Source organism: Actinomycetota bacterium, assembly GCA_016700055.1.
In the GTDB taxonomy this organism is placed as follows: Bacteria; Actinomycetota; Acidimicrobiia; order Acidimicrobiales; family Ilumatobacteraceae; genus Kalu-18.
In genome coordinates this window covers 132,861-150,792 of sequence record CP064997.1, presented here as the reverse complement: position 1 = coordinate 150,792, position 17,932 = coordinate 132,861, and the positions used below count along the sequence as shown (strand labels likewise).

At 70.0% G+C, this 17,932-nt stretch carries 18 protein-coding genes; 14 read left to right on the top strand and 4 right to left on the bottom strand.

Translation table 11 applies throughout. The features are described 5' to 3' along the window. Window positions 1-15: 15 nt before the first annotated feature. The 4 genes from IPM43_00785 (at window position 16) to IPM43_00770 (ending at window position 2,748) form a co-directional block, all read left to right on the top strand. Entirely contained in the window at window positions 16-312 is a 297-nt protein-coding gene (locus tag IPM43_00785) for a DUF167 domain-containing protein (GenBank protein QQS24966.1), read from the top strand. 212 nt (window positions 313-524) lie between these two features. Beyond that, window positions 525-1,289, top strand: a complete 765-nt coding sequence (locus IPM43_00780) for a DNA-binding protein (protein QQS26278.1) — start codon at window positions 525-527, stop codon at window positions 1,287-1,289. Then, on the top strand, window positions 1,286-1,786 hold the full coding sequence (gene lspA / locus IPM43_00775; GenBank protein ID QQS24965.1) for a signal peptidase II: 501 nt from the start codon (window positions 1,286-1,288) through the stop codon (window positions 1,784-1,786). Before IPM43_00780 ends, lspA begins: the two co-directional genes overlap by 4 nt. Before the next feature lie 5 nt (window positions 1,787-1,791). Further along, window positions 1,792-2,748: an RluA family pseudouridine synthase gene (locus IPM43_00770; protein QQS24964.1), complete on the top strand. Its 957-nt coding sequence runs from the start codon at window positions 1,792-1,794 to the stop codon at window positions 2,746-2,748. Between the two features lie 20 nt (window positions 2,749-2,768). On the opposite strand, the gene IPM43_00765 is transcribed toward IPM43_00770, so the two are convergent. Continuing rightward, a complete protein-coding gene (locus IPM43_00765; protein ID QQS24963.1) occupies window positions 2,769-3,221 on the bottom strand; it encodes an Rrf2 family transcriptional regulator in 453 nt (150 codons plus the stop codon). A gap of 134 nt (window positions 3,222-3,355) precedes the next feature. Here IPM43_00765 and IPM43_00760 point away from each other — a divergent pair, with 134 nt between their 5' ends. The 7 genes from IPM43_00760 (at window position 3,356) to IPM43_00730 (ending at window position 11,687) form a co-directional block, all read left to right on the top strand. Then, window positions 3,356-4,417, top strand: coding sequence for an alkaline phosphatase family protein (locus tag IPM43_00760; GenBank protein ID QQS26277.1), 1,062 nt, complete (start codon window positions 3,356-3,358; stop codon window positions 4,415-4,417). A gap of 35 nt (window positions 4,418-4,452) precedes the next feature. Further along, on the top strand, window positions 4,453-4,986 hold the full coding sequence (locus tag IPM43_00755; GenBank protein QQS24962.1) for a bacterial proteasome activator family protein: 534 nt from the start codon (window positions 4,453-4,455) through the stop codon (window positions 4,984-4,986). Window positions 4,987-5,096: 110 nt separating this feature from the next. Next, on the top strand, window positions 5,097-8,615 hold the full coding sequence (dnaE, locus tag IPM43_00750) for a DNA polymerase III subunit alpha (protein ID QQS24961.1): 3,519 nt from the start codon (window positions 5,097-5,099) through the stop codon (window positions 8,613-8,615). Window positions 8,616-8,722: 107 nt separating this feature from the next. After that, window positions 8,723-9,376, top strand: a complete 654-nt coding sequence (locus IPM43_00745) for a hypothetical protein (protein ID QQS24960.1) — start codon at window positions 8,723-8,725, stop codon at window positions 9,374-9,376. Further along, window positions 9,373-9,984: a nitroreductase family protein gene (locus IPM43_00740; GenBank protein ID QQS24959.1), complete on the top strand. Its 612-nt coding sequence runs from the start codon at window positions 9,373-9,375 to the stop codon at window positions 9,982-9,984. Before IPM43_00745 ends, IPM43_00740 begins: the two co-directional genes overlap by 4 nt. Before the next feature lie 75 nt (window positions 9,985-10,059). Continuing rightward, window positions 10,060-10,455, top strand: coding sequence for an OB-fold domain-containing protein (locus IPM43_00735; protein ID QQS24958.1), 396 nt, complete (start codon window positions 10,060-10,062; stop codon window positions 10,453-10,455). Window positions 10,456-10,472: 17 nt separating this feature from the next. Next, window positions 10,473-11,687, top strand: a complete 1,215-nt coding sequence (locus IPM43_00730; protein ID QQS24957.1) for a thiolase family protein — start codon at window positions 10,473-10,475, stop codon at window positions 11,685-11,687. Between the two features lie 4 nt (window positions 11,688-11,691). On the opposite strand, the gene IPM43_00725 is transcribed toward IPM43_00730, so the two are convergent. From IPM43_00725 to fabI, 3 genes are all read right to left on the bottom strand, one after another. After that, window positions 11,692-12,258 carry a hypothetical protein gene (locus IPM43_00725; GenBank protein QQS24956.1) on the bottom strand — a complete coding sequence of 189 codons (567 nt, stop codon included), beginning with the start codon at window positions 12,256-12,258 and terminating at the stop codon, window positions 11,692-11,694. Window positions 12,259-12,346: 88 nt separating this feature from the next. Beyond that, a complete protein-coding gene (locus tag IPM43_00720) occupies window positions 12,347-14,335 on the bottom strand; it encodes a thioredoxin domain-containing protein (protein ID QQS24955.1) in 1,989 nt (662 codons plus the stop codon). A 29-nt stretch (window positions 14,336-14,364) separates the two neighbouring features. Further along, the gene (gene fabI, locus IPM43_00715) at window positions 14,365-15,135 is read right to left on the bottom strand and encodes an enoyl-ACP reductase FabI (protein ID QQS24954.1); all 771 of its coding nucleotides are present in this window, start codon (window positions 15,133-15,135) and stop codon (window positions 14,365-14,367) included. Between the two features lie 46 nt (window positions 15,136-15,181). On the opposite strand from fabI, the gene npdG reads away from it, so the two are divergent. The 3 genes from npdG (at window position 15,182) to IPM43_00700 (ending at window position 17,920) form a co-directional block, all read left to right on the top strand. Continuing rightward, window positions 15,182-15,913 carry an NADPH-dependent F420 reductase gene (npdG, locus tag IPM43_00710; protein QQS24953.1) on the top strand — a complete coding sequence of 244 codons (732 nt, stop codon included), beginning with the start codon at window positions 15,182-15,184 and terminating at the stop codon, window positions 15,911-15,913. Between the two features lie 2 nt (window positions 15,914-15,915). Continuing rightward, on the top strand, window positions 15,916-17,043 hold the full coding sequence (locus IPM43_00705) for a cysteine--tRNA ligase (GenBank protein QQS24952.1): 1,128 nt from the start codon (window positions 15,916-15,918) through the stop codon (window positions 17,041-17,043). A 112-nt stretch (window positions 17,044-17,155) separates the two neighbouring features. Then, window positions 17,156-17,920 (top strand): 1-acyl-sn-glycerol-3-phosphate acyltransferase, encoded by a 765-nt coding sequence (locus IPM43_00700; protein QQS24951.1) that lies wholly within the window; start codon window positions 17,156-17,158, stop codon window positions 17,918-17,920. The last annotated feature ends 12 nt before the right edge of the window (window positions 17,921-17,932 follow it).

Below are 17,932 nucleotides of genomic sequence, written 5' to 3'. Positions count from 1 at the left end.
GTCCGGTATCGCGTCGTGGACGTCCGCCCCGTCGACGGCGGCGTCGAGCTCGCGGTGTACGTCCAGCCGGGTGCACGCCGCGCCGGGGTGGCCATCCACGGCGACGCGTTGAAGGTGTCCGTGACCGCACGCGCCGTCGAGGGTCGCGCCAACGCGGCAGTCGTCGCCGCGGTCGCGGAGCTGTTCGGCGTGCGGGCCTCCGCGGTGCAGCTCACGCGCGGGCCGCGCAGTCGCGCGAAGGTGCTGCGCGTCGCGGGGATCGACCTCGACGAGGTGTCGGCCGTGCTCCAGCAGGTGAACGACCGCTGCTGATCGGCGGGTCGCGCGACAGGCTCACCTCGCGCTGTCCCCCGAAGAGCGTCCTTGCCCGGTACGATCCGGCGTTCCATCCGGGAGAGACGTGAAAGAGCGGAGGTCCCGAGCCGATGGCGAGCTCGACCAAGCCCAGCAAGCAGGCAACTTCCAAGGCGAAGCCGGCGAAGACGCCGACGAACAAGGCTGCACCGGCGCGCAAGGCCGCCCCCGTGAAGAAGGCTGCACCGGCGAAGAAGGCTGCACCGGCGAAGAAGGCCGCCCCGGCGAAGAAGGCCGCCCCCGCGAAGAAGGCCGCTCCGGCGAAGAAGGCCGCTCCGGCGAAGAAGGCCGCCCCCGCGAAGAAGGCCGCCCCCGTGAAGCAGGCTGCTCCGGCGAAGAAGGCTGCACCGGCGAAGAAGGTCGCTCCGGCCAAGAAGGTTGCGCCGGCGAAGAAGGCTGCTCCGGCGACCAAAGCTGCTCCGGCGCGCAAGGCTGCTCCGGCGCCGGCCAGCAAAGCGCCCGCACCGGCGAAGCCGGCGCCTGCCGCGGCGAAGCAGGCTGCGCCGGTCGCTCCGGCTGCCAAGCGGGCGCCGTCCAAGGACGGCATCGTCACGACGAAGGACTTCGACCTCACGTTCCTGCGGGCGCAGCGCCAGGCCCTCCAGACCGAGCGCGCTCGACTCGTCGGGCAGGCGGAGAACCTGGAGAGCGAGGCCGCGGCCCTCATCGAGGAGGCCGAGATGGGCGACGTGCAGTTCGACGACGAGTCCGGCGAGGGTGACACGATGGTCGTCGAACGCGAGCGCGACCTGACGCTCAGCGCCCAGGCACGCCAGATCGTCGAAGAGATCGATGCCGCGCTCGCCAGGTTCGCCGAGGGTACGTACGGCTATTCGGTCGTCTCCGGGCGCCCGATCTCCCGTGAGCGCTTGGACGCGATCCCCTGGGCGACCGAGCTCGTCGACGAGAAGGTCGGCTGGATCGGACGGCGATGAACGAGGCGGGTGTCGAGGTGGAGCGCAGTACGCCGCCGAGACACCTGCTCGGCCTCTCCGCTGCGGTCGCCGCGGTGGTGTTGACCCTCGACCAGCTGACCAAGCACTGGGCGGTCAACGCCCTCGCCGACGACCACGTCGTCCACGTCTTCTGGACGCTGCAGTTCAACCTCGCGTTCAACAGCGGGATGGCGTTCAGCCAGGCCGAGGGGATCGGCCCGATCATCGGCGTGCTCGCCCTCGTCATCGTGGTGGTGCTGCTCGTGTCCTTGCGCAAGCACGACAGCCGTCTCTCGGCCGTCGCGGTCGGGATGATCATCGGCGGCGCGCTGGGCAACATCGCCGACCGTCTGCTGCGCGGCGACGGCTGGCTGCGGGGGAGCGTCGTCGACTTCATCGACGTCCAGTGGTGGCCGATCTTCAACGTCGCCGACATCGGTGTGACCCTCGGCGGGGTGATGCTCTTGATCGGCGCCCTGCGAGCCCCCGCCCGTTGACGGCGATGCCCGATCGCGCGATCACCGAGGAGGTCCCGGCGGCGCTCGACGGCGTGCGCGTAGACCGCCTCGTCGCGCTCGTGGCCTCTGTCGCCCGGGCCGACGCGGCCGCGGTGGTCGCCGCGGGTGGTGTCCGCCTCGACGGCGCAGTGGTGGTGTCGGGCAAGCAGCGCGTCCGCGCAGGGCAGGTGGTCGAGGTCGACGCGGCCCAACTGCCGAAGCGCTCGCTACCCGCGGCCGACCCCGACGTCTCGTTCCGCGTCGTCTACGCGGACGACGACGTGATCGTGGTCGACAAACCGGCCGGCCTCGTCGTGCACCCGGGGGCGGGGAACCCCGAGGGGACGCTCGTCAACGGGCTGCTAGCGCAGTTCCCGGAGTTGGCCACCGTCGGCGACGTCGCCCGTCCCGGGATCGTCCACCGGCTCGACGCCGGGACCTCCGGGCTGCTCGTCGTCGCTCGCACCGCGGCCGCCTACCACGCGCTCGTCGCCGCGATGTCCGCCCGCAGGGTGCAGCGCAGCTACGACGTCTTGGTGTGGGGCCGGCCCGAGGCGGCGACGGGCATCATCGAGGCTCCGATCGGTCGCGACCAGCGTGACCCGATGCGGATGGCCGTCGTCGTCGGTGGTCGCCCGGCGCGGACGCGCTACCAGGTGGTCCGCCACTTCGCCGATCCCGGGGTGACGCTGTTGCGCTGCGAGCTGGAGACCGGGCGCACGCACCAGATCCGGGTCCACCTCACGGCCACGGGGCATCCGGTGGTCGGCGATGCGACGTACGGGGGCAACCGTCGCGGGGTCACCTCCGATCGCCCCTTCCTCCACGCCGCTCATCTCGCGTTCGACCACCCCCGCACAGGCGAGGAGCTGCACTTCGATGCCGCCCTGCCTGCCGACCTGGCCGAGATCCTCTCCGGTCTGGCCGATCGCGGGGGCGCCGACGGCACCGGCGAGGCGTGATGGTCTGCGTCGGCCGGCCGCTAAAGGCCGTCGCGCTCACCTGGCCACGGCGCCTCGCCGCGGGCGGCCTCGGCGATGCCGGCCAGCGTGAACCCCTCCAGGTGGCGGCGCATGTGGTCGCCGGCCTGCTTCCAGATCGCGAGCAGCACGCACTGGCCTTCGTGGTCGCAGGACCCGTCGGCGTGCGGCTCGCCGAAGTCGCCGAGCGCGATCGGGCCGTCCACCGCGGAGATGATCTCCGACAGGCGGATCTCCTCGGCGCGGCGGGCGAGGACGTAGCCGCCGCCGACGCCGCGCTTGGACCGCACGAGCCCGGCGCCCTTCAGCGCGAGCAGGATCTGCTCGAGGTAGGGCTGGGGCAGGCCCGTTCGCTCGGCGATGTCGCGCACCGACGTCGGGCCCCCCTCGTCGGAGTGGAGTGCGAGCGACAACAGGGCACGACAGGCATAGTCACCCCTCGTCGACACGCGCACGGGGGCCATCGTAGGAGGTGTCGGCGCCTTACTCGCGGCCGGCGGCGGCCGCGGCTGGCGACCGGGAGCCCGTGGGTGATGGACTGGCGGACGCCGTGAACGAACCAGTGCTTCCCGACTATGCAGGCGCCAACGTGCGCGCGATCGTGCCCGCCCTGCTCGGCCCCACCCGGGAGCTGCCCCGATGGATGCCCGAGGCGCTGGCCGACGCGCGCCAGGTGGTGCTGCTCGTCCTCGACGGCCTCGGGTGGCACCAGCTCCAAGAGCACCGTGACATCGCCCCGACGCTCGCCGCGATGTCCGGGCGCGCGATCACCACGGTGTGCCCGACGACGACCGCGACCGCGCTGACCTCGATCACCACCGGGCTCACCCCCGGCGAGCACGGGGTGATCGGCTACCGGATCGAGCTCGCCGGCGACATCGTCAACACGCTGCGCTGGAGCTCGGAGCGAGGCGACATGCGGCGCAAGCATCCGCCGTCGGAGGTGCAGCCGTTCACCCCGTTCCTCGGCCACCGCGTGCCTGTGGTCAGCCGGACGGAGCTGGAGAGCTCGGGGTTCAGCGAGGCCCACCTGCGCGGCTGCAAGCCGGTCGGCTGGCGCTCGACGTCGAGCATCGCGGTCGAGATCCACCAACAGCTCGTCGCCGGCGAGCCGTTCGTCTACGCGTACTACGACGGCGTCGACAAGATCGCCCACGAGCGCGGCTTCGGTGCCTACTACGAGGCCGAGCTGCGCACCGCCGACCGTCTCGTCGGCGACGTGATCACGGCGCTCCCCACCGGAAGCGCGCTCGTTGTGGTGGCCGATCACGGCCAGGTGCAGGTGGGGGGCCAGACGATGCCTCCCGCGGCCGAGGTGCTCGCCCTGACCGATCACCAGTCGGGAGAGGGCCGCTTCCGCTGGCTCCACGCGAAACCGGGTGCGGCCGGTGAGCTCCTCGCCGCGGCGAGCGCGGCGCACGGGTCGGTGGCCTGGGTCGTCAACCGGGAACAGGTGCTGGAGGAGGGATGGCTCGGCCAGGTCGTATCCCCGCCGGTGGCGAGGCGCCTCGGCGACGTGGCCCTCGTCGCCCATGCCCCGATCAGCTTCCACGACCCACTCGACACCGGGCCGTTCCAGCTCGTCTGCCGTCACGGGTCGTTGACCCCTGCCGAGATCGACGTTCCGTTCCTCGTCGCCACGGCGGGCTGATGTCCGATTCAGTTGTCTGGTAAGGATGAGAGATCATGGAGATTGACGACACGAGCGACGGCCTGCGGATCGAGCGGGGAGAGGTGATCCCGCCCGGTCCGGCCGGCCCGGCCGGCGAGGACGGGACCGAACCCGCGGGGGAGAGCGCGCGCGGAGAGACCGTGAGCGAGCCCGCGAAGGTGATGCGCATCGGCTCGATGGTGCGCCAGTTGCTCGACGAGGTGCGCGGCTCAGCCGGTCTCGACGTGCCGAGCCGCGAGCGCCTCGCCGAGATCTACGAGCGTTCGATCGTCGAGCTGGCCTCGGCGCTGTCGGAGGACCTCCAAGAGGAGCTGCGCTCGTTGGCGCTTCCGTTCCGCGACGGCGAGGTCCCTTCCGAAGGCGAGCTGCGCGTCGCCCAGGCCCAGCTCGTCGGCTGGCTGGAGGGCCTCTTCCACGGGATCCAGGCCACCCTCTTCGCCCAACAGCTCGCCGCTCGCCAGCAGTTCGACCAGCTCCGCCAGCTGCCTCCCGGTGCCGTGCCCGGGAGAGGACCCGAGACCGGTGAGCGCCCCGGCACGTACCTCTGACGCCCGGGCGTCCTGCTACTGTCCCCTAATCACACCGGTGTCGTTTGGTCGCCGGTCGGCATCGAAATCGCATCTGCGCCAGCTCCTTCCCTGACAGGAGGCCCCGCCCGATGGGCGACTCGTTCACCCACCTCCACGTCCACACCGAGTTCTCGATGCTGGACGGGGCGGCGCGGCTGGACCAGCTCGTCGCGACGGCGCTCGCCGACGGCCAGCCGGCGATCGGTATGACCGACCACGGCAACATGTACGGCGTCCTCGACTTCTACAAGGAGTGCAACCGGCACGGGATCAAGCCGGTGATCGGGACCGAGGCCTACATGGCCTACGAGTCGCGCACGGAGCGCCCGGCCAGGCGAGGCCGGATCGACGACTCGGGCGGCGACACCGAGGGCGGCAAGAAGCTCTACTACCACCTCACGCTGCTCGCGGAGTCCGACCAGGGGTACCGCAACCTGCTCCAGCTCGCCAGCCTCGCGTTCTTGGAGGGCTACTACTACAAGCCGCGCATGGACTGGGAGCTGCTCGAGCGGTACCACGAGGGCCTGATCGCGACCACCGGCTGCCTCGGGGGCCACGTGCTGCAGGCGCTCCTCCAGGGCGACGAGCGCGGCGCGCTGGCGAAGGCCGGGCGGCTGCAGGAGATCTTCGGCAAGGACAACCTGTTCGTCGAGCTGCAGGACCACGGTCTGGCCGCTCAGCGCGAGACGAACCCGAAGCTGGTCGAGATCGCGAAGCGCATCGGTGCCCCGCTGCTCGCGACGAACGACTCGCACTACGTGAACCGCGAAGACCACGAGGCCCACGACGCGCTCCTCTGCGTGCAGACCGGGGCGATGCTGTCCGATCCGAAGCGGTTCAAGTTCGAAGGGCACGAGCACTACCTGAAGTCGGCCACCGAGATGCGCCACCTGTTCCGCGAGCTGCCCGAGGCCTGTGACAACACGTTGTGGATCGCGGAGCGCGCCGACGTCACCATCGACTTCCACCGGGCCGTGCTGCCCACCTTCCCGTTGCCCGACGAGTTCGCCTCCGACGGCGACTACCTGCGCCACATCACGTTCGAGGGCGCCAAGCAGCGCTGGGGCGACCAGCTCTCGCCGGCGGTGCTGGAGCGCATCTCCTTTGAGCTACGGGTCATCGCCGACATGGGCTTCAGCTCTTACTTCTTGATCGTCTGGGATCTCATCCGCCACGCCCGCGAGCAGGGCATCCGGGTCGGGCCGGGACGCGGCTCGGCCGCCGGCTGCGCGGTCGCGTACTGCCTGCGAATCACCGATCTCGACCCGATCAAGTACGACCTGCTGTTCGAGCGCTTCTTGAACCCGAGCCGCTCCTCGATGCCCGACATCGACATGGACTTCGACTCGCGCTACCGCGACGAGATGATCCGCTACGCGGCCGAGCGCTACGGGCGCGACCACGTCGCCCAGATCATCACCTTCGGCACGATCAAGGCGCGCAACGCGGTGCGCGACGCCGCGCGTGTGCTCGGTTACCCGTACGGCACGGGAGACCGGATCGCGAAGGCGATGCCACCTCTCGTGATGGGGCGCGACACCTCGCTCGGCCACTGCTTCGAGGAGCACCCGAGGTACGCCGACGGGTACAAGGCTGCCGCGGAGCTACGCGCGATGTACGCCACCGACGACGACGTGAAGCGCGTCGTCGACGTGGCGCGGGGCCTGGAGGGGTTGAAGCGTTCCGACGGCATCCACGCCGCGGCGGTGGTGATCACGAAGGAGCCGCTCACCACCTACATGCCCATCCAGCGCAAGCCCGAGGCCGGACAGGACCCCGACTCGGCGCCGGTCGTCACCCAGTTCGAAATGCACGGCGTCGAGGCACTCGGGCTGCTGAAGATGGACTTCCTCGGGCTGCGCAACCTCGACGTCATCTCCGACACGGTGGCGATGATCCGCGCCACGCACGACGCCGAGTTCGACATCGACGCGGTCACCCTCGACGACCCGGCCACGTTCGACCTGCTCTCGCGCGGCGACACGATCGGGGTGTTCCAGCTCGAGTCGCCACCGATGAGGGCCCTCCTGCGCTCGCTCGCGCCGAACTGCTTCGAAGACGTGTCGGCCGTCATCGCGCTGTACCGGCCGGGGCCGATGGGCGTCAACATGCACTACGACTTCGCCGACCGCAAGAACGGCCGGCAGGAGGTGTCCTACTTCCACGAGGACGCCCGCGAGGTGCTCGGCGACACGTTCGGGCTGATGATCTACCAAGAGAGCATGATGCGGGTGGCCCAGAAGTTCGCCGGCTACACGCTCGCCCAGGCCGACAACTTGCGCAAGGCGTGCGGCAAGAAGGTGCGTGAGCTGATGGCCGCCGAGCGCGAGAGCTTCGAGACCGGCTGCGAGCAGACCGGTTACAGCCGCGATCTCGGCCGCCAGCTCTTCGACGTGATCGAGAAGTTCGCCGACTACGCGTTCAACAAGAGCCACGCGTTCGGCTACGGCCTGATCACCTATCAGACCGCTTACCTGAAGGCTCACTACCCGGTCGAGTACCTGGCCTGCCTGCTGACGAGCGTGAAGGGCAACCTCGACAAGGCTGCGGTGTACCTGGCCGACGCTCGCTCGATGGGCATCCAAGTGCGCAACCCCGACGTGAACCGATCCCACGTCGACTTCGCACCGGTGCAGGACGAGCGCGCGGTCACGTTCGGGCTGTCGGCGGTGCGCAACGTCGGCGAGGGCCTCGTCGAGCAACTCGTGCGTGAGCGTGCGGCGAACGGCCCGTACACGAGCTTCTACGACTTCGCCGAACGGGTGCCCGAGCAGGTGCTCAACAAGCGCACCGTCGAATCGCTGGTCAAGGCAGGCGCGTTCGACCAGCTCGGCTGCCCGCGGCGCGGCCTGCTGATCGCGTTCGAGCAGATCATCGACAGCACGCTCGCCCGCCGTCGCGAGCGCGACCAGGGCGTGATGAGCCTCTTCGGCGACCTCGGTGCGAGCGACGACACGGCCTTCAGCGAGAAGGTCGAGATCCCCGACGTCGAGTTCGACAAGACCGAGCGGCTGCGTTTCGAGAAGGAGATGCTCGGGCTCTACGTCAGCGATCATCCCTTGCTCGGCGTCGAAGGTGCTCTGCGCCGCAAGGTGGACTGCTCGATCGCCGAGGCGCTGGAGCGCGACGACGGCAGCCAGCTCGTGCTCGGAGGGGTGATCACCAACCTCGCCCGCAAGTTCACGAAGAAGGGCGACCAGATGGCGGTGTGCGTGCTCGAAGACCTGCAGTCCACCATCGAGGTCACCGTGTTTCCGAGGCTGCTCGTCGACCAGGGCCACAAGCTGGCCGACGACGTCATCGTCACCCTGCGCGGGCGCCTCGACCGGCGCGACGAACGGGTGGGCTTCATGTGCCAGGACATCCAGGTGCTCGATGGCCTGCGCGCGGCGATGCCGCTGAACCTGCGGCTGACCACCGCGTCGCTCGACGCCGGGGCGATCGACCGCCTGAAGCGGATCCTGTCCGACCATCCCGGGGATTCGTCGGTGTACCTGCACCTCGGGACCGGCAAGGTGCTGCGTCTGTCCGACTCCTACTCGGTCGACTTGGACCGCGCCGTGGCCGAGTTGCGGATGGCCTTCGGCCACGACGCCCTCATGCTCTGAGGCGACGAGGGGCGGTGTTTCCCGCTTTCCGCCAAGCGATGGCAGAATAGACGCTCCCGAGACGTCCGCCCGCGGGGGCGGGGCCCTATCCGGAGAAGCGAACATCCATGTCGATCCAGATCGAGACCAGGGATTCAACGGCGCTCACCGATGCCGATCTCGATGAAATGGCGTCGATGGGCGGCGCCTTCGACATCGGGCTGATGTCGAAGGCGAAAGAGGACTGGGTGCTCTGCACCACGGCGCGAGACGGCGAGCGCCTGCACGGTTTCACGTTCTCCACGCTCGAGCGCATCGGCGGCACCCCGTGCGTGCTGCTCGGCCTGATGAGCGTCAAGCGGACGTCCAAGCGCGACCAGGTCTTGAAGGGCCTGATGGGCGAGGCCTACCACCGGGCGTTGATGGCGTTCCCCGACGAGGACGTCGTCATCGGGTCACGGTTCGCGCGTGCCGACGGGCTGGAGGCGTTCAAGCTGCTCGACGACATCATCCCCCGCCCCGGCCACCGCGCGGTGGGCGAGGAGCGGGCCTGGGGCCGCCGGCTCGCGAAGCGCTTCGGCGTCGAGGCGAGCTACGACGAGAAGACGTTCGTCGTCGCGAAGAACGGTCAGGGCTTCCTCGACCACGAGTCGCTGCGCCCGGAGAAGATCGACGCTGCCGTCGCCACCCAGTTCGATCCCGTGCGCTCGGGTGCCGGTGGGGCGATCGTCATCTACGGCTGGTCGATGGCGGAGGACCTGGAGAAGCTCGGTTCGCGGTGAGCCCGCGCGGCTCGTCGATCGACTCGCTCATCCGCCGCCGGAGGATGACGCGCCGGTTCGCGCACGACGCGCTGGACGACGGCGTCCTCGCCGAGATGCTCGAGCTCGCGCGGCGTGCGCCTTCGGCCGGGTTCAGCCAGGGGCTCACCCTGCTCGTGCTGAAGGGGCCTTCCCGGACGAGGTTCTTCGAGATCACCGGCGCCGCCGAGTGGTTCGCGAAGACGAGCCCGGGGGTGCTCGCCGCCCCGGTCGTGGTGCTCGTGCTCGCCGACCCGAACGCCTACACCGCCCGCTACGCGGAGGGGGACAAGGCGGGGCACGGCCTGGAGGACGCCGCCATGTGGCCGGTGCCGTTCTGGTTGACCGATGCCGCGATGGCGGCACAGAACCTGCTGCTCCTCGCGGAGGACCGCGGGCTCGGTGCGCTGCTGTTCGGGATCTTCCAGAACGCGCGTGAGGCGCTGGCCGAGCTCGGCGTCCCGGAGGGGATCGTCGGCGTCGCCGCCGTCGCGATCGGTCACCGGGCCCCCGACGACGCCCCGTCCGGATCGGCGCTGACGCGTCCGCGGCGCTCGCCCGGCGACGTCGTGCGCTACGACCACTGGTAGGGCCGGTTCTTCGCTCGGCCGCGAGCGCGGTTACCTTGGGAGCGCCCGTCGATCACCAACCCTGGGGGGAGCCGCATGGCCGATCGCATCCCGCTCGTCGACTACCTGGTGCTCGGCGACCAGCCACATCTGGTCGCCAACGAGTGCACGGCCTGCGGCGCTCGCTTCTTCGACCGCCGTAACGCCTGTGCTGGCTGCTTTGGCACCGAGTTCGTGAAGGTCGACATCCCGACCGAGGGCGAGGTGAAGGCGTTCACGATCGTCACCTTCGCCGCACCCGGCGTGCCGGTGCCCTTCGTCGCCGGCGTCGTCGACTGCGGCGGCACGAGCGTGCGCGGCAACATCATCAACACCGAGGCCGATCCCGAGCACGTCTCGCTCGGGATGAAGGTGCGCTTGGCCACCTACGTGCTCGGCACAGACGACAACGGCACCGAGGCCATCGGCTTCGGCTTCGAACCTTTGAGCTGAACGGAGTTCCGATCACCATGGCGAACACGGCGTCCGACGACATCTGGATCCTCGGGATCACGATGACCAAGTTCGGCAAGTACCCAGACCGAGACACCGTCGATCTCGCGGCCGAGGCCGTGATGAACGCGCTCGCCGACGGTGGGGTGACGATGAAGGAGATGGGCGTGATGGCCGCCGGGTGCCTGATGGGCGGCGGCGGGATTGCGCAGCAGATCCAGAAGCAGGTGGGCCAGACGGGCATCCCCGCGTACAACGTGTCCAACGCGTGTGCGACGGGAGCCACCGCCCTGCGCACGGCGATCATGGCCGTGAAGGCCGGCGAGTGCGACATGGGCCTCGCGGTCGGTGTCGAAAAGCTCGCCGGGGCGGGTCTGCTCGGCGGCGGGGGACGGGCGAAGAGCGACTCCAACACCTGGTCGCCGAGCGGGCGCTACGGAGCCGTGGCGCCGACCGACGGGCGCATCGGCACCGACACCATGCCGGGCACGTTCGCGCAGATCGGCATGGAATACGGCCACAAGTACGGTGGCGTCGATTTCGAGCTGTTCGCGCGCATCTCCGAGAAGAACCACGCCCATTCGACGCTGAACCCGCTCGCCGCGTACCAGAAGCGGTTCACGCTCGAAGAGATCATGAACGACATGATGATCGCCTACCCCAACACGCGCCCGATGTGCTCGGCCAACTGCGACGGCGCTGCTGCCGCGGTGGTGGTCTCCGGCTCGAAGCTGAAGACCCTCTCCCTGGAGCAGCAGCGCCGGGCGGTGAAGGTGTCGGCCTCGGTGCTCACCTCCGACCCGTGGGAGGAGGGCTGCCAGGTGCTGCCGAACGTGAACACGCTCACCCGCAACGCCGCGCGCACGGCCTACGACCAGGCCGGGGTCGGTCCCGAGGATCTCGACCTGGTCGAGCTGCACGACTGCTTTGCTACGGCCGAGCTGGTGCACTACGACAACTTGGTGTTGTGCGCCGAAGGTGGCGCCGGCGACTTCTTCCGCTCCGGGGCGACCTGGCGCGACGGCTCGACGCCGGTCAACGTCTCCGGCGGGCTGCAGTCGAAGGGCCATCCGATCGCGGCCACCGGCATCGCCAACATCTGGGAGGTCTGCCACCACCTGCGCGGCGAGGCCGGCGACCGTCAGATCGAGGGCGCGAAGGTCGGCCTCGCCCACGTCATCGGCCTCGGCTCGGCCTGTGGGGTGCACATCTTGGAGAAGTCGGCCGCCTGAGGGCTCACTCGCCCGTCGGGCACTGCTCCTGGAACCAGGTGTTCAGCCGCGTCGACGCCTCGGCGATGCTGCCGTCCGCGTCGGCGAACGCCTCGCTGATCGCTGCCTGTGCCTCGGGGTCGGTGAACGCCTGCGTGAAGTCGTAGTCGAACTCGGCGAGGACGTCGTCGATCTTCGAGTAGGCCTCCGAGAGCACGTCGACATCGGGCTTCAGGTCGTCGGGCACGACCTCGCGCAGCCGGTCGTAGGCGTCGGACAGGCCGGCGAACATGTCGCTGTCGGTGCCCGTGCCGATGCCGGAGAACGCGCCCTCGACGGCCTCGGCCAACTCGCTGCACTCCTCGCTGAGCGGCAGCGGGATGTCCTCGTCGAGGAACGACTCCGGGGGCGGGCCGCCGGTGTCGTCGCTCGCGGTGTCACCCGTGCTGTCAGCGCCGGTGGTATCGGGAGCGTCGGTGATGACGCTCGCATCGGAGCCGCCGTCGTTCGATCCCGTGAGTCCGTCGTCGCCGCCGCAGCCCGCAAGTGCCAACGCCGCCACAGTGGTCGCGGCGAGCCATCGATGTCGCATCAGTTCCCCGAATCTCTCTCTGCGTCACCACACGGCGACGTAGCGGGAAGTTAATCGCCCCCGGACCGTTGCACAACGGACCCCGGGCTCAGTTGGTGAGCTGGCGCTCGAGCTCGGCGGCGTCGTCGGTAGGGGCGAGGCAGGCGAAGTCACGGCAGACGTAGGCGAAGCCGTCTCGACGCTCGTGCCAGAGCGGGCTGTCGAAGCGCTCCCCCCAGGCCAGCACCACGCCCGGGCGCCAGCGGGCGCGCACGACGTCGACCAGATCGGGGCGGTGTCCGGCGACGACGACTTCGGTGACGCCGCTGCCGCGCAGTTCGGCGGCCGACAGGGCGTTGGCGAACGCGCTGGGGGCCTGCCCGACGAGGGGGGCGAGCAGGCGCAGGATCTGGTCGGCGTGGTGCGCGTAGCGAGCCTCACCCGTGAGCGCGGCGAGCCGGGTCAGCGCCGCAGCAGCGCTCGAGTTGGCCGACGGTGTCGCCGAGTCCGTCACGTCCTTCTGGCGCACGACCAGTCGTTCACCGTCGTCGGGGGTGGTGAAGAGGCCGCCGTTGACGGGATCCCAGAAGTGGTCGAGCAGCACGTCGGCGCACTCCACGGCGGCAGCGGTCCAGCGCGCCTCGCCGGAGGCTTCGCCCAACCGGGTGAAGGCGTCTACGAGACAGGCGTGGTCGGCGGCGAGCGCGGCGTGTCTCGCCCGGGGCACGCCGTCGGCCTGCCAGGAGCGGTGCCAACGACCGTCGGGCCGGCGCAGCTCACGCAGCAGGAACTCGCCGCAGTCGATCGCAGCCTGCAACCAGTCGGCACGGCCGAACGCGCCGGCGGCTTCGGCGAGCGCCGACAGCATGAGGGCGTTCCACTCGGTGAGCACCTTGTCGTCTAGGCCGGGCCGGGGCCGGCGTTCCCGGGCCGCGAGGAGGCGTGCTCGGGCCTGCTCCACAGGTGCCGTCCGGGCCAGCTCTCCCCGGTGGTGCATGCGGTTCAAGATGTTGCGGCCCTCGAAGTTGCCCTGCTCCGTGACGCCGAACCAGTCGCCGGTGACGGCGGCCGCCTCGGGGCCGAGCACATCGACCAGCTCGGCCGGGGTCCACGTGTAGAAGAGCCCCTCGTGGGAGTGTCCGTGCTCGTCCAAGCTGTCGGCGTCCTCCGCCGACGAGAACCCGCCAGCGCTCTGGCCGAGGTCGCCGAGCACGTAGCCGACGGTCTCCTCCACCACCTGACGCCAGCGATCGTGGCCGAACACCTGCCATCCGTGGACGTAGGCGCGAACGAGCAGGGCCTGGTCGTAGAGCATCTTCTCGAAGTGGGGGACCAGCCACGCGGCGTCGACCGAGTAGCGGGCAAACCCCCCGCGGAGATGGTCGTAGATCCCGCCGGAGGCCATCGCGTCGAGAGACGTGGTGACGACGGCCTCCGCGCCGGGAACCTCACCGCCGCGGCGCAGGTGAGCGCCGAGGACGAGGTCGAGGCTCATCGTCGAAGGGAACTTCGGCGCCGAGCCGAAGCCGCCCCAGTCCGGGTCGAAGCTCGCCCCGAGACTGGCGACGGCCCGCTCGAGGTGGCCGAGCCCAGGCCCCTCGTTCGCCGGTCGCAGTGTTGCCGTACGCCCGATCACCTCGACCAGCGCGGCCACGTTCTGGCGCACGTCGTCGCCGCGGTTGCGCCACACGTCGTCGATCGCGGACATGAGCTGCAGGAACGAGGGCTTGGGGAAGTACGTGCCGCCGTAGAACGGCTCGCCGGCGGGCGTGAGGAACACCGTCATCGGCCAACCGCCGCGCCCGGTCATCGCCTGGACGGCATCCATGTACACGGCGTCGACGTCGGGGCGCTCCTCCCGATCCACCTTCACGTTCACGAACAGCTCGTTCATCGTGGCCGCGACATCGACGTCCTCGAAGCACTCGTGGGCCATCACGTGGCACCAGTGGCACGCCGAGTAGCCGACGGAGAGCAGCACCGGGACCCCACGCGCCTTCGCCGCGTCGAACGCGTCGTTCCCCCAGGGATACCAGTCGACCGGGTTGTCGCGGTGCTGGCGCAGGTAGGGGGAGGTCTCGCCGGCGAGCCGGTTCACCCGGGCGACCCTACCGGGACGTGTCGGGGTCAGGCCCCGACGGCGTGGTACCCGCCGTCGACGTGCACCATCGACCCGGTCGTGGCCGGGAACCAGTCCGACAGCAGGGCCACGCAAGCCTTGGCCACGGGGGTGGAGTCGGTCACGTCCCAGCCGAGCGGCGCCCGCTCGTCCCAGACGTCTTCGAACTTCGCGAACCCGGGGATCGACTTCGCGGCCATCGTCTTCACCGGGCCGGCGGCGACGAGGTTGCAGCGGATGCCGCGGGGGCCGAGCTCTTTCGCCAGGTACCGGTTGACGCTTTCCAAGGCGGACTTGGCCACGCCCATCCAGTTGTACGCCGGCCAGGCAACGGTGTTGTCGAAGTCGAGCCCGACGATCGATCCGCCGGCCGTCATCAGCGGCACGAAGGCATCGGCCAGTGCCTTCAACGAGTAGGCACTGACGTGCATGGCGACGGCGACGTCGTCCCATCCGGCCGCCATGAAGTCGTCGCCGAGGCAGGCTTCCGGGGCGAACCCGATCGAGTGCAGCACTCCGTCCACTCGACCCCATCGCGCGTCGAGCGCCTCGCGCACGGCAACCCCGTGCTCGGGTCTCGTCACGTCGAGCTCGAACACCTCGACCGGGCCGGAGAGCTTGCGGGCCGTGCGCTCGGTCAGCGACAGTGCTCGCCCGGCGCCGGTGAGCACGATCTCGGCGCCCTCCTCCAGCGCGAGACGGGCCACGCCGTAGGCGAGGGAGGCGTCGGTGAGGACGCCGGTGACCACGATGCGCTTGCCCTCGAGCAGACCACTCATCGGCGCAACCTAGGGAGCATGTAGGCCGGTGTGCAAGGCTGCACCGATGCGCATCGGCATCCTCGGCGGCACCGGACCGGCTGGCAGCGCGTTGGCCGCGCGACTCGCATCGATCGGTTACAAGGTGGTCATCGGGTCCCGGTCCAAGTACCGGGCGATGGAGGCGCGGGACAGCCTGGTCGAGCAGTGGCCCGAGCTCTCCGACAAGCTCGCCTACGGAGACAACGCGGGTGCCTCCGACTGCGACATCGTGGTCCTCGCCACTCCGTGGGACTCGGCGGCGACCACGGCGCAGGAGCACAGCGACGCCCTCGCCGGCAAGGTGGTGATCAGCATGGCGAACGCGCTGGTGCGGGTGGGCCACGAGTTCCAGCCGCTCGTGCCGCCCCGCGGCAGCGTCGCCGGGCATGTCCACGCCGCTGTGCCGCGCTGTCGCGTCGTCGCCGCGTTCCATCACCTGCCCGCGAAGGAGCTCGGCCATCTCGGCGAGCCGATCGACTCCGACGTGCTCATCTGCTCCGACGACCAGGACGCGATCGCCGTGGTCAGCGAGATCGTGTCGAAGATCCCCGGTTGTCGACCCCTCGATGCCGGCGAGCTGTCGAACGCGACCGCGATCGAGGCCTTCACGGCGGTGCTGCTGCAGCTGAACGTCCGCTATCGGACACGGGTGGCGCCCAAGCTCACGGGGATCAAGGGCGACCCGCGCGCGACGCGCAAGGCGGCTGCCCCCCAGCCCGCGCCCGCCACCCCAGCCGAGCCCGCCGCAACGGCGTGACCATGCGGCTCTACGACACGGCTCGCCGTGCCGTGGTCACCTTCGAGCCCGGCCCGCGGGTGCTCATGTACACCTGCGGGATCACGCCCTACGACGCCACCCACCTCGGGCATGCATCCACGTTCGTCTGCTACGACGTGTTGCAGCGCCGCCTCGTCGATCTCGGCCACGAGGTGCGCTGCGTGCGCAACGTCACCGACGTCGACGATCCGCTCTTCGCGCGGGCCCGCCTGCTCGGCGTCCACTACCTCGACCTCGCCGCCGGCGAGGAGGCGCGCTTCGAGCGCGACCTCGCCGCGCTCAACCTGCTTCCCGTGTACAGCACTCCGCGGGCCTCCTCCGCGATCCCCGACATCCGCGGCTTCATCGGCATGGTGCTCGAACGGGGCTACGCGTACGAAGCCGGTGGTTCGGTGTACTTCGACGTGTCGCGGTTCCCGGCGTTCGGGTCGATCGGCAACTACACCGAGGAGGAGATGCTGGCGATGGCCGCCGAACGCGGCGGCCGGGTGGACGACCCCCACAAGCGGCATCCGCTGGACTTCGTCCTCTGGCACCCCTCCGCCTCTGACGAGCCGTCGTGGGACACGATGTGGGGGCGTGGCCGCCCCGGTTGGCACATCGAGTGCAGCGCGCTGGCTCTGCGTGAGCTCGGTACCACCATCGACCTGCACGGCGGCGGGTCCGACCTGATCTTCCCGCACCACGAGTGCGAGCGTGCTCAGTCCGAGGCGGCCACGGGCGAGCCGTTCGTGCGCCACTGGATGCACGTGGCGATGGTGTTCAAAGACGGCCAGAAGATGTCGAAGAGCCTCGGCAACCTGGTGTTCGTGGACGCGCTGCGTGAGGTGTGGGACGCGCGGGCGATCCGTCTCGCGATCATCGCGAACCACTACCGCCGCGAGTGGGAGTGGTCCGACGACCTGATGCCGCTCGCCGCGGCACGCCTGGCGAAGTGGGTGGATGCAGCCTCGACCGGGCGAGGCGACGGCGCAGCGGTGCTCGCCGAGGTTCGCGCCGCGCTCGACGACGACCTCGACACACCAAGCGCGCTCGGCGCCATCGACCACGCTGCAGCTCGCGGCGACGACGTCGGCGAGGCCGCCGCGCTGCTCGGCGTCGCCCTCTGAGCCGGTTGCAGGCGCCGTTAACCGAGTGGTCACACGATGTTCTCGGCGAATCCGGGGACATCGAGCCGATGCTCGCGTAGTCTCCTGGCGTGCATGAAGGTCGGAGGGTGCGATGAAGGCGAGCGGAGCGGGCAAGGCTCAGACGCGCCTTCGTTCCGTCGCCGGGCCGTTGTCGCGCAAGCTGTGGAAGCTCGATCTCGTCGGGTTCGAGCGCCTGCCGAGCGAGGGCCCGGCGATCTTGTGCCCGAACCACATCAGCTTCTTGGACTCGGCGCTCTTGATGCTGAGCGTGCCCCGCAACATCAGCTTCGTCGGCAAGGCGGAGTACATGGACTCGTGGAAGACCAAGCACCTCTTCCCCCTGCTCGGCATGATCCCGATCGATCGCTCCGGCGGGGAGCGGTCCCAGGGCGCGCTCGACGCCGCCGAAGCGGTGCTGCGCCGCGGCGAGCTGTTCGGGATGTTCCCCGAGGGCACGCGCAGCCGTGACGGCTTCCTGTACAAGGGCCGCACCGGCGCCGCCCGGTTGGCGATGAAGGTCGGCTGCCCGATCTTCCCCGTCGGCATCGTCGGCACCGATCTCATCCAGCCTCCCGACGCGAAGGCCCCCAAGCTCGGGAAAGAGGCGAAGATCACCATCGGTCGCCCCGTGCGCCCGGAGCGCTACCAAGGGCGCGGCGACGAGCACCTCGGGTGGAGAGCGATGACCGACGAGGTGATGTTCGAGATCCGTGAGCTCACCGGCCAGGAGTACCGCAACGTGTACGCCGGCAAGCAGGCCGAGTCCGAGCCCGCGGTGCCGGCCAAGATCGGCAAGGTCACCGATCCGGAGCCACGCGTCGACTACTCCCGTGAGCTGGCCACCGCATCCTCCTGATCCACGGTCACC